Raw genomic sequence first — 11,200 nt, 5'->3', positions numbered from 1 at the left:
GGATTGAATGCCATACGAAATATGGCCCAGAAATGCAACGAGCTGGGGCCCGCACCCCAAGGTGCGGGCCCCAGCTCAGACTACGCGCGAGCGTCAGGCGGGAACGATGTTCTCGGCCGTCGGGCCCTTCTGGCCCTGCGCGATGTCGAAGTTCACCTTCTGGCCTTCGAGCAGCTCGCGGAAGCCCTGGGCGGCGATGTTCGAGTAGTGGGCGAACACGTCAGCGCCGCCACCGTCCTGCTCGATGAAGCCGAAACCCTTTTCCGCGTTGAACCACTTCACGGTGCCAGATGCCATGTCAATCTCCTTCGGGGCAGTGCCCGGAGTCCGCACTTTGCGGCTCCGCGTCGCCGCGATGATTGCCCCGCCCGGAAAATTTACCGGCAGTACGAACCACAACTGCAACTTGTATAGACAGTAGCACGGCAGGATCGACTCCGCGGCATCAACAATTCCGCCCTGCCGGTTGTGCGAGATATCCTCGACCCGCGTTGCTTCAATTTCTTACTTCGCGGCTACAGATATTCGCTCACCCCGAATCGGTAATGCCGGCCGCCCGGTCGGCCGACCAGCGGTAGCGGCCGTTCGCGGGGCCGCCCATCGTCAAGGTGACCGACTCGTCGCCCCGGAGGTGCTCACCCGTGTCCGCCGACACCGCAGAAGGGGCCGCCGTCCGGCCCACCCGCACCCCCGCGCCCCGAGCGGTCCGCGCGCTGCGCCGGGCGGCGCCCGCCCTCGGGCTGTTCGCCGCCGTCCGGCTGACCGGCGTGCTCGCGGTGGCCCTGGGCTCCTGGTACGCCGGCGAGAATCCGTTCGCGCGGCTCGGTGACTCCTGGGACTCCCGGTGGTACACGGGCATAGCCACCCACGGTTACGGACACCGCACCCTCACCTACCCCGACGGCACGGTCCAGAGCGACCTGGCGTTCTTCCCGCTCTACCCCGCCCTGATCAAAGCGGTCACCACCGTCGTCCCCGTCTCCGGCACAGCGGCCGGCCTGTTCCTCTCCTGGACCGCCGCCGCGGCCGCCGCCTGCGGCATCCACCTGACAGCCGACCGGCTGTACGGCCGCCGCACCGCCACCGCCCTCGTCGTCCTCTGGGGCCTGCTGCCGCACTCGGTCGTTCTGACCATGGCGTACACCGAGCCGGTGCTCACCGCCTTCGCCGCCTGGTCGCTGTATGCCGTCCTCAGCGGCCGGTGGCTCTGGGCCGGCGCCCTCGCCGCGCTCGCCGGACTGGCCAGGCCCAACGGCATAGCGGTCGCCGCGGCGGTGGGGGCGGCAGCGGCGTACGAGCTGTGGAAGCACCGCGGCCACATACCCGGCCGGATCTGGGCGGGGGCGGCCGTCGCCCCGCTCGGCTGGGCGGGCTTCGTGCTGTGGGTCGGGATCGCGAAGGGCGATCCGCTGGGCGGGTACTTCGCCGTCCAGGACGGCTGGGGCTCGCGCTTCGACTTCGGCGCCGGGGCCCTGCGCTTCACGAAACACCTGCTCCTCGAAGCCGAGGTGCTGTCGTTCCCGGTGGTGCTGGTGATCGTCGCGGCGGCGCTGGTGCTCTTCGCACTGCTGCTCCTGCCCCCGGACCGCCCACCGCTGCCCCTGCTCGTCTACACGGGCGTACTCGTCCTCATCACGGTCGGCGGCTCGGGCTTCTTCGAGTCCAAGGCGCGCTTCCTCCTCCCCGCCTTCCCTCTCCTCCTGCCCCTCGCCCACGCCATGACGAAAGCCCGGCCGAGGGCCGCGATCGTGGTGACCGCCGCCCTGGCCGGGCTCTCGCTGAGCTACGGGACGTATCTGGTGACGATCGCCCCGGTGCCGTTGTGACGCGCGGTGCTCAGGCCTCGCCGTCGCCGTCGCCGTCGGCGGAGTCGACGTCCTTCTCCAGGCCGAGCTGCTCGACGAGCCACTTGTCGAACTCGATCGAGGCGCGCACCCAGCCGACCGTCGACGACACGAAGTGCTCCAGGCTGACGCCGGTGCCGATCAGCATCTGCGCCTCACCGATGAGACGGACGGTGCCGTCGTCGTGGGTGTGGCTGTAGACCTTGGGCCACAGCGTGCGGCGGTTCCAGTCGTCGATCAGTTCGAGGAGCTGGACCTTCTCCTCGATCTGGTGCGGCCGGTCGTAGAAGGTCCGTACCGAGAAGACCTGCTGGTCGTCCTCGCCGCGGAACATGAAGTACGTACGGAATTCCTCCCACGGCGCGGCGAGGTCGCCCTCGTCGTCGACGACGTACTTCAGCTCCATCTGCTCCAGCAGCTGCTTGACGAGGTCCTGGTCGGGGACGACGGGGCCGGCGGGCCCTTCGGGCTGCGGTTCGGGCTGGCCCCCGAAGTTCGGGATCGAGGACGGGTCGATAGACATTTTCAATACTCCTGGGGTCTCGCGTATGAGGTCTTCGCGTGGCTGCCTGACATCGACCCTAGTCGCGAAAGCGGGCGGCGGTCCTTCGCCCTGCGCTGAAACCGCCGCCGCGCCACTCACCGTGCCGCGCCCACCGTCAGCCCGTCACCGGAACGGTCCACCCGGACCGTGTCGCCGTCGGTGACCTCGCCCGCGAGGATCTCCTTCGCGAGCCGGTCGCCGATCGCCGTCTGGATGAGGCGGCGCAGCGGCCGGGCCCCGTAGGCCGGGTCGTTGCCCTTGTCCGCGAGCCAGGCCAGGGCCGCCGGAGTGATGTCGAGGGTGAGCCGGCGGTCGGCCAGGCGCTGGGCGAGGCGGCCGATCTGGAGCTCGGCGATGTGCGCCAACTCGTCCCCGGACAGGGCCGAGAAGACGACCAGGTCGTCGAGCCGGTTGAGGAACTCCGGCTTGAAGGACGCCCGTACGACCTCCAGGACCTGCTCCTTCTTCACTTCCTCGCTGGAATGGGGCATCTCCCTGCTCGAACGAAGTTGAGAGCTTGGGGAAGGCTCGACCAGGTACTGGCTGCCGAGGTTCGACGTCAGGACGAGGATGGCGTTGCGGAAGTCGACCGTCCGCCCCTGCCCGTCGGTCAGCCGGCCGTCGTCGAGGACCTGGAGCAGGATGTCGAAGACCTCGGGGTGGGCCTTCTCGACCTCGTCGAGGAGTACGACGCTGTACGGGCGGCGGCGGACCGCCTCCGTGAGCTGGCCGCCCTCCTCGTACCCGACGTAACCGGGGGGAGCGCCGACCAGCCGCGCGACGCTGTGCTTCTCGCTGTACTCGCTCATGTCGATGCGGACCATGGCCCGCTCGTCGTCGAAGAGGAAGTCCGCGAGCGCCTTGGCCAGCTCGGTCTTGCCGACACCGGTCGGGCCGAGGAAGAGGAAGGAGCCGGTGGGGCGGTCCGGGTCGGCGATGCCGGCGCGGGTGCGGCGTACCGCGTCCGAGACGGCGCGCACCGCCTCGTGCTGGCCGATCAGCCGCTTGCCCAGCTCGTCCTCCATGCGCAGCAGCTTCTGCGTCTCGCCCTCCAGGAGGCGTCCGGCGGGGATGCCGGTCCAGGCGCCGACGACGTCGGCGATGTCGTCGGGGCCGACCTCCTCCTTGACCATGGTGTCCGTACGGACCTCCGCCTCGGCGGCGGCGGCCTCCTCCAGCTCGCGCTCCAGACCGGGGATCTCGCCGTACAGCAGCTTGGAGGCGGTGTCGAAGTCGCCGTCGCGCTGGGCGCGTTCGGCCTGGCCGCGCAGGTCGTCGAGCTTCTCCTTCAGCTCACCGACCCGGTTGAGGCCCTGCTTCTCCTTCTCCCAGCGGGCGTTGAGGCCGCGCAGCTCCTCCTCCTTGTCGGCGAGGTCGCGGCGGAGCTTCTCCAGCCGCTGCTTGCTCGCCGGGTCGGACTCGTTCTTGAGCGCGAGTTCCTCCATCTTCAGCCGGTCGACTGCGCGCTGGAGCTCGTCGATCTCGACGGGCGAGGAGTCGATCTCCATGCGGAGCCGCGACGCGGCCTCGTCGACGAGGTCGATGGCCTTGTCGGGCAGGAACCGGGAGGTGATGTACCGGTCCGAGAGAGCCGCGGCCGCCACCAGCGCGGAGTCCGCGATCTGCACCTTGTGGTGAGCCTCGTACCGCCCCTTGAGGCCACGGAGGATCGCGATGGTGTCCTCGACGCTCGGCTCGGCGACCAGCACCTGCTGGAAGCGGCGCTCCAGGGCGGGGTCCTTCTCGATCCGCTCCCGGTACTCGTCGAGCGTCGTCGCACCGACCATGCGCAGCTCGCCGCGGGCCAGCATCGGCTTGAGCATGTTGCCGGCGTCCATGGCGGAGTCACCGCCGGCGCCGGCCCCGACGACGGTGTGCAGCTCGTCGATGAAGGTGATGATCTGCCCGCCGCTCGCCTTGATCTCGGAGAGGACGGTCTTGAGCCGCTCCTCGAACTCACCGCGGTACTTGGCCCCGGCGACCATCGCGCCGAGGTCCAGCGACACCAGGCGCTTGTTCTTCAGCGACTCGGGTACGTCGCCCTTGACGATGCGCTGGGCCAGTCCCTCCACGACGGCGGTCTTGCCGACGCCGGGCTCACCGATGAGCACGGGGTTGTTCTTGGTACGCCGCGACAGGACCTGCACGACGCGCCGGATCTCCTGGTCCCGCCCGATGACCGGGTCGAGCTTGCCCTCGCGCGCGGCCGCCGTGAAGTCGGTGCCGAACTTCTCCAGGGCCTTGTACTGACCCTCCGGATCCGGTGTGGTCACCCGGCGCCCTCCCCTGATCTTCTCGAACGTGTCCAGCAGCCGCTCGGCGCTCGCGCCCTCGTGGGACAGTACGTCCCCGGCCTTGCCGCCCTTGGCCGCGATACCGATGAGCAGGTGCTCCGTCGACAGGTACTCGTCGCCCAGCTCCTTCGCCCGCTGGGAGGCGTCGGCGATGACCGCGAGCAGTTCGCGGTTGGGCTGGGGCGGGGCGACGGTGGACCCCGTCACGCTGGGCAGCGCGGCGAGCACCCGCTCGGTTCCGGAGCGTACGGCCGCCTGGTCGGCCTCGACGGCGGCCAGCAGGTCGATGATGTTGGCGTTGTCCTCGCCCGCGAGCAGGGCCAGCAGCAGATGCGCGGGCGTGAGGTCCGCGTGTCCGTCCTTGACGGCGCGGTTGCTCGCCGCCTGGATCGCGTCCCGGCTCTTGTTGGTCAGCTCTGCGTCCACTGGCTCTCTCCTCCTCGCGGCTACGACCTACGACAGCAGCTATGACATACACAGCATGTGTAAAGTTGAGTCTATTCCACTCAAGGCGCAGAGGGTAGCGACTACCCTGCCGTCATGGCCAATGATCTCGACGTACGGAACCCCAGCCCGGACTACCTCGCCTTCTGGCGCGAGTACCACCTGTGCACCCTGACAACCCTGCGCCCGGACGGCTCACCGCACGTCGTGCCGGTCGGCGTCACGTACGACCCCGAGGCGGGGCTCGCCCGCGTCATCACCAACAAGACCAGCACGAAGGTGGCGAACGTGCTGGCCGCGGGCGAGGAGGGCGCACGGGTCGCCGTCTGCCAGGTGAAGGGCGGCCACTGGGCGACGCTCGAAGGGCGCGCGGTCGTCCGTACGGAACCGGACCTCATCGAGGAGGCGGTACGCCGCTACGCCGAGCGGTACGAGCGCACGCCGGCGCCGAACCCGGACCGCGTCCTGATCGAGATCACCCTGGACCGCGCGATGGGCCGCGCCCCGAGCACGGCCTGAACAGCGTGAACGCAGCACAGCGGCGCCATCGTGTTCAGGTCCACGATGACGCCGCTGTGTGGGGGAGCGCCTGAGCGATTGTGAACGACGGGGGAATCGCTTCAGGCGCTGCGGGGGGTGGCGGTGCTGGTTTCTGGTTCGATCAGCTGGTGGTCACGCTGATCGAGATTGACGAAGACCATGCCGTAACGCACGGCACAGCGAACGGGTTGCGGGGCGCCCCGGGGCTTGCGAAGGCACCGGTACGCACGGACGTCCTCATCCTCTTCACGCGCGACCAGGATCGGCTCGCCGAACAGCGTGACCATCAGCGAGTCGCCACGGTGGGGAATGGCCGTGACCAGGTCGATGAAGTGCCATCCCGAGCGGTACGCGGTGGCCATCTCACGCCTGAAGGTGCGGTCGTCCGGTGGAACAGTCATGCGTCTGTCTTGGCCGGCGTTGCGCCCCAGCCCGTGTCCGGCGGACCTTCCGCCTGCACGTTGCCCCAACCCGTGTCCGGTGGGCCGGCCAGCTGCGAACTGCCCCAGCCCGTGTCGAGCGTCGCCGACCCGGGCGAGCCACTGCCCCCCAGGGCCCCGAGGCCCACGGCAGCGGAGAAAGCAACGGCAAGCGCCGAGCGAAGCAATATTTTGTACATTGTCGGCTTCGTCCTCACTTGAAGGTTTCCTCTCCCCCGCGTCACAAAGACGATGGCTCATTCAGGCACGTCAACGCCACAGAACCGATGCATCATGTTCCTGCATGTTCAGGACCCTGGGGGGTGGAGATTTGCCTATCAATGAGTCAATACCGGCACATCCCCATGCCGTCACTGAGCTCTGCGAGGACGGAGCGGAGCTTTACGCCAGCGCTCTGAGTGCGGGACGCATCGCCCGTACCGAAGTACACACCGCCCCGTGCCTGCTGGACTTCGCCCTGCTGCACCCGGATCCCGACGACGAGAACTGGCTGCGCCCGGTTCCGCCCTCCGTCGCGCTGGCGCAGCGACTACACCCCCTCGAACGCGAAATTCAGGACCGGAGACGTCATTCCGTCGAACTGACCGAATCCTTTGAGCCGTTCATGGCCATCAGCGCCCAGGACCCGGCACCCACGCACGCCATCACTGTGCTGGAAGGTTCCTCCCGGATCAACGCGGCGCTCAATCTCGCCACCGCGGAGTGCCAGAACGAGGTGCTGACGATCCAGCCCGGAGGCCGGCGAACCGAGCACATCCTCAGCCAGGCCCTGGAACGCGACAGACCGCTGATAGACCGCGGCGTCCGGATGCGCACCCTGTACCAGCACACCGTCCGGCACAGCCAGGGCACCATGGCCTACGTCGACCGGATAGCCAACGGCAAAGTAGAGATCCGGACACTTGAAGAACTGGTCGACCGGATGATCGTCTGCGACCAGACAGTCGCCTTCATCCCGGCCCGCGACGACCAGCAAGTCGCACTCGAGCTCCGCCATCCCGGCCTCGTGCACTACCTCATCGGGGTCTTCGAACAATTCTGGCAACGCGCCGTCCCGCTGCAGGAGCAGGTCTCGTACGCCCACACCCCCGATGGCGTATCCGGCGTTCAGCGCTCAATCGCCAAGCTGCTCGTCGAGGGTTACGTCGACGAGGCCATCGCCCGCCGGCTCGGTATGAACGTACGAACCGCCCGCGCGCACATAGCCAAGCTCGCCGCCACTCTCGGCAGCGGCAGCCGCGCCCAACTCGGCTATCGCATCGCCCAGTCCGGCATCCTGGATCAGGATCACTGACCCCGGTCGGTCGTGGCGGCGCAAAAAAGGGGGCGGCCACGACCGGGACTGGGCACGGGGGGTGTCGCCCCCGGACACCGTCAACACTGCTCGCCCGACTACGATTTCGCCACCGTCATCTTGTTGCACTGCAAAAAGCGGGGGGAGCCCAGATGGGCAGAGATGAGGAAAATTCGCCGCATTCGCATGGCGACCGGGAGCTGTGCGACTCCGCGATCCGGCTCTACACCGAGGCACTTCGCAAGGGACGCATCGCACGGGCCGATCTTGAACCCGCCCCTTGCCTCATCGACATGGCACTGCTCCACCCCGACCCCCGGGACGCTTTCTGGATGCGCCCCACACCGCCGTCCGCTGCACTCGCGCACCTGCTGCAACCCATCACCCGGGAAATCCACGAGCGCGTACGGCTCACCACCGCGCTGGCCGACTCTTTGGCGCCTCTGACGGCCGTCGCCTGCGAGGATCCCAGCCTGGCCATCACCGTGCTCGAAGGACTGCCGCTGATCGCCAGTGCCATCGACGACGCCGTCAACGCCGGTTCGGAGGAAATGCTGACGGTTCAGCCGGGCAGCACCCGGCCACCCGAGGCGCTGCGGCAGGCCCTGAGCCACAGCCTGCCGGCCACCGCGCGCGGGATGAGGCTCCGGCACATCTACCAGCATTCGGCACGCTACAGCCCGGGCCTCAAGGAGTACCTGGAGCATTTCACCCCCGATAAGCTCCAGGTCCGCACCGCCGAACAAACCGTCGAGCGCCTGGTCATCGTCGACCGAGCGGTCGCGTTCATCCCGGCCACCCTCCGCCGCGACGTCGCCCTGGAGATCCGACACCCCGCCCTGCTCACCTACCTCGTCCAGGTGTACGAGGTGCTGTGGGCGCAGGCCACCCCCATCGCCGAATACCTGCATGTCGCGTCCCCAAACACCCCCGTCACCGCCGTGCAGCGCAGCATCGCGCGCCTCCTGGTAGAGGGAAACACCGACGAGACGGTGGCCCGCAAGATGGGCATCAGCGTACGGACCTGCCGCTCCCACATCGCCAAGCTCATGCAGGCCCTCAACGCCTCGGGCCGCACTCACCTGGGCGCGCTCCTCGTCCAGTCCGGCCTCGTGGAAGCCGAGGTCTGCGCGCCCCCACCATCAAGCTCGTGACGGACCCGTGATCGCCTCGGTGATCACGAAACCCTTGGCCGGACCTTCGGAGACGGTCACCTCCGTGCCGTACGGAACACGGTGCTCGCCCTCCCAGTCCGCCTTCTCCGGCAGGGGGCCGGTCAGGACGGTCACGGTGCCGTGCTTGTCGTAGTCGTCGACGATCACGTACACGGGGATCCCGGCACGGGCGTACTCGCGGCGCTTGCGGATGCGGTCGCGGTCCAGGTTCCGCTTCCCGGGAGAGGTGACCTCGACGACGAGCCGCACGGCGGCGGCCACGATGCCCAGGCCGTCGGCCGTCACGTACCGCTCGGCGTCCCTGGGTCCGATGTACAGGTCAGGTACCCACGCACGTCCCTCGTGAATGACGTTCGTGTCGTTCCGGGCCGCAAAGTCGCCACCCCTCAGAAACTCCGCCAGCTCGTCCCTGAGGAGATTGACGACCTGGCTGTGCGAATAACGACCGGTGGGCGACACCTCGATGGCTCCCTCAATGATCTCAGCGTGGTAGCCCTCGGGAAGCTCCATGGCCTTCCATGCCTGCCACAGGACCTCATCCAGCTCGGTTACGGACTCAGTCCTGGTGTCCGGCATGGTCTCGGGCCTCTCCTGTGCAAGAGCGGTCATGGTGCAGCACCTCCTCTGCAAGTGTGGGCTCGGGTGTCCTCGGGGCACAACCGACGCCGCCAAGGTAGGCAGGCGTTCGGCGCCCACCTGAGGAAAAGTGACCGACTCACCCAAACAGGTGATGACGGAGGGCTTCACCGGCTGCCGGCCAGCTCGAACCAGACCCCCTTGGCGTGCCGCCCGGCGCGGTTCTCGGCGACGCCCCAGCGGTCGGCCGTCTCCGCGACGAGCGTGAGGCCGCGCCCGTAACACTCCACCTGACCGAGCGGTCTCAGGACCGGCAGCGCGGGGCTCTCGTCGAAGACGCTCACACGCACGAGGAGCGGGCGGACGAGGAGGCGCATCATGGCCTCGCCCTTGGTGTGCAGGTGCACGTTGGTCACCAGCTCGGAGGTGCAGAGGCAGGCAGCCGCGACGAGCTGCCCGTGCCCGAGCGTGAGGAGTACGGAACGGACGAAGTCCCGGCACACCTTTGGCGCGGTGGCGTCAGCGGGTGCGAACAAGCTGTACGAGTGGCTGAGTTGGACCGCGCGGTGCGCGGGTTGCCGGTCGGACAGGTCACAGTCCATCAGGGTCGTCCCCCTTCGGTACGGGTGCGTGGGCTGCGCAACGCGATGGCGTTGACCGAGCCCGGCTGGGAGCGGGGACGGGTGCACTTTCGGCTTGTGCGCACAGGCAGAACCAGTGACCTCGTAGCGTGATGGTCACGACACTCACAGTAGAACCTGAGGTCTTTATTGTTCAACCCAGTCACCGGATTGGGTGGACCAAGTCCCTTAACGTGGGCAGACTTTGAGCGGCCTGGTAAGGAGAGACCCGTGGGATTGCGCACCACCATCAGCGAACGGCAACACCGACTCGCCTTCGAGCTCAAGCGGCTGCGGGAGCAGGCTGGATTGAATGCCGGGGAGGCCGCCCAGCGCATCGGCATGGGACGCGCTCAGCTGAGCCAGATCGAGACGGCCCGGACATCGATCCTCACCGAGCGGCTGCGCGATCTTTGTCGAGCATATGGATGCAAAGATTCGCCCTACGTAGACGCTCTCGTGGCGATGTCCGAGGCAACGGGCAAAGGCTGGTGGAGCGCGTACAAGAACCGCATCGGCCCTGGCGCGCACAATCTCGCCGAACTGGAGGCGTCGGCCACGGAGTTGCGCTTTCACGAGTCGTTGTTCGTCCCGGGCCTCTTCCAGACCGAGGACTACGCCCGCGCCATCTTCAAGAGCCCGAAGCTGGGCTTCGAAAACATCGATGACGCTCTCGCCTTCCGGATGGAGCGGCAGCACATCCTGACCGGTGAGAGCCCGCCATCCGTGCACGCCGTGATCCACGAAGCTGCCTTGCACATGCGCTTCGGGGGAGCTGCGACACTGCGCCAGCAACTGCTGCGCCTGATTGAGCTGGCCCAGCTCCCCACTATCACGATCCAGATCTTCCCGTTCACTGCCGAGGCGTACGCAGCATTCACCGGCAACTTCCTGCACGCCAGACCTGTGGTCCCTGAGCTGGGAACCGTCGTACTGGAACAGCCAACCGGCTCCCTTTACTTGTCAGAACGGGAACAGCTCAGCAGGTACGAAACGTTGTTCGGGCAGCTGACTGAACACGCGTTGCCGCCCATCAATCCGCAAACCACGCCTGAGTCCCACTTCGCGAAGGACTCGCTGGCCCTCATCCAGCACCTGCTCTACGCCCTGTAGGAGTCCCGAATGTTCACGCCCGACTGGCAGAAGTCGTCGTTCAGCGGTGGCCCGGAGGGCAACTGTGTCTACATCGCTTCCGCGCCCGACGGAACCATCCACCTCCGCGAAAGCGACGAGCCGGAAGTCGTTCTCCGCACCAGCCCCGACCGCCTGGCCGCGCTCATCGGCGGGTTGAAGCAGGCCGCGCGATGGTCGAACTCCGCCTGAAACCAGCGGGTTTCCGCATTACCACGTCTCGCCGGGGCCGGCCTGTTGAACCGGCCCGAGGCCCAACAGCGAAAGGCCCGGCATCCCCCGCCGGATGCTGTTGGTG

12 protein-coding genes are annotated in these 11,200 nt (G+C 67.8%); 6 read left to right on the top strand and 6 right to left on the bottom strand.

Annotated features, from left to right (window positions below):
- Positions 1-93: 93 nt before the first annotated feature.
- Positions 94-297, bottom strand: a complete 204-nt coding sequence (locus J7E91_RS28935; RefSeq protein WP_028810498.1) for a cold-shock protein — start codon at positions 295-297, stop codon at positions 94-96.
- 344 nt (positions 298-641) lie between these two features.
- Here J7E91_RS28935 and J7E91_RS28930 point away from each other — a divergent pair, with 344 nt between their 5' ends.
- A complete protein-coding gene (locus tag J7E91_RS28930) occupies positions 642-1,826 on the top strand; it encodes a hypothetical protein (RefSeq protein ID WP_214909608.1) in 1,185 nt (394 codons plus the stop codon).
- Between the two features lie 10 nt (positions 1,827-1,836).
- Here J7E91_RS28930 and J7E91_RS28925 read toward each other — a convergent pair whose 3' ends face one another.
- Both J7E91_RS28925 and clpB read right to left on the bottom strand, forming a co-directional pair.
- Complete coding sequence (locus tag J7E91_RS28925; protein ID WP_214909607.1) at positions 1,837-2,367, bottom strand: YbjN domain-containing protein; 531 nt, start codon at positions 2,365-2,367, stop codon at positions 1,837-1,839.
- Between the two features lie 116 nt (positions 2,368-2,483).
- Positions 2,484-5,108 carry an ATP-dependent chaperone ClpB gene (clpB, locus tag J7E91_RS28920; RefSeq protein ID WP_214909606.1) on the bottom strand — a complete coding sequence of 875 codons (2,625 nt, stop codon included), beginning with the start codon at positions 5,106-5,108 and terminating at the stop codon, positions 2,484-2,486.
- A gap of 114 nt (positions 5,109-5,222) precedes the next feature.
- Between clpB and J7E91_RS28915 the strand changes: the two genes are divergently transcribed.
- On the top strand, positions 5,223-5,645 hold the full coding sequence (locus J7E91_RS28915) for a pyridoxamine 5'-phosphate oxidase family protein (protein WP_214909604.1): 423 nt from the start codon (positions 5,223-5,225) through the stop codon (positions 5,643-5,645).
- Between the two features lie 101 nt (positions 5,646-5,746).
- On the opposite strand, the gene J7E91_RS28910 is transcribed toward J7E91_RS28915, so the two are convergent.
- Positions 5,747-6,067 (bottom strand): (2Fe-2S)-binding protein, encoded by a 321-nt coding sequence (locus tag J7E91_RS28910; RefSeq protein ID WP_214909602.1) that lies wholly within the window; start codon positions 6,065-6,067, stop codon positions 5,747-5,749.
- Between the two features lie 322 nt (positions 6,068-6,389).
- Between J7E91_RS28910 and J7E91_RS28905 the strand changes: the two genes are divergently transcribed.
- Both J7E91_RS28905 and J7E91_RS28900 read left to right on the top strand, forming a co-directional pair.
- Positions 6,390-7,400 carry a helix-turn-helix transcriptional regulator gene (locus J7E91_RS28905; protein WP_214909601.1) on the top strand — a complete coding sequence of 337 codons (1,011 nt, stop codon included), beginning with the start codon at positions 6,390-6,392 and terminating at the stop codon, positions 7,398-7,400.
- Between the two features lie 152 nt (positions 7,401-7,552).
- Positions 7,553-8,554: a LuxR C-terminal-related transcriptional regulator gene (locus tag J7E91_RS28900; protein ID WP_214909600.1), complete on the top strand. Its 1,002-nt coding sequence runs from the start codon at positions 7,553-7,555 to the stop codon at positions 8,552-8,554.
- On the opposite strand, the gene J7E91_RS28895 is transcribed toward J7E91_RS28900, so the two are convergent.
- Both J7E91_RS28895 and J7E91_RS28890 read right to left on the bottom strand, forming a co-directional pair.
- Positions 8,543-9,184, bottom strand: a complete 642-nt coding sequence (locus J7E91_RS28895) for a Uma2 family endonuclease (RefSeq protein WP_214909599.1) — start codon at positions 9,182-9,184, stop codon at positions 8,543-8,545. The genes J7E91_RS28900 and J7E91_RS28895 overlap by 12 nt on opposite strands.
- A 134-nt stretch (positions 9,185-9,318) precedes the next feature.
- On the bottom strand, positions 9,319-9,753 hold the full coding sequence (locus tag J7E91_RS28890; protein WP_214909598.1) for an ATP-binding protein: 435 nt from the start codon (positions 9,751-9,753) through the stop codon (positions 9,319-9,321).
- A gap of 249 nt (positions 9,754-10,002) precedes the next feature.
- Between J7E91_RS28890 and J7E91_RS28885 the strand changes: the two genes are divergently transcribed.
- Both J7E91_RS28885 and J7E91_RS28880 read left to right on the top strand, forming a co-directional pair.
- Positions 10,003-10,884: a helix-turn-helix transcriptional regulator gene (locus tag J7E91_RS28885; RefSeq protein ID WP_214909597.1), complete on the top strand. Its 882-nt coding sequence runs from the start codon at positions 10,003-10,005 to the stop codon at positions 10,882-10,884.
- 9 nt (positions 10,885-10,893) lie between these two features.
- Entirely contained in the window at positions 10,894-11,094 is a 201-nt protein-coding gene (locus tag J7E91_RS28880; RefSeq protein WP_214909595.1) for a DUF397 domain-containing protein, read from the top strand.
- Positions 11,095-11,200: the final 106 nt, after the last annotated feature.

Source organism: Streptomyces sp. ISL-99, from assembly GCF_018614005.1.
Lineage (GTDB): Bacteria > Actinomycetota > Actinomycetes > Streptomycetales > Streptomycetaceae > Streptomyces > Streptomyces flavidovirens.
Note: the sequence above shows the minus strand (reverse complement) of the source record. Positions and strands in the feature narration are given on the sequence as shown.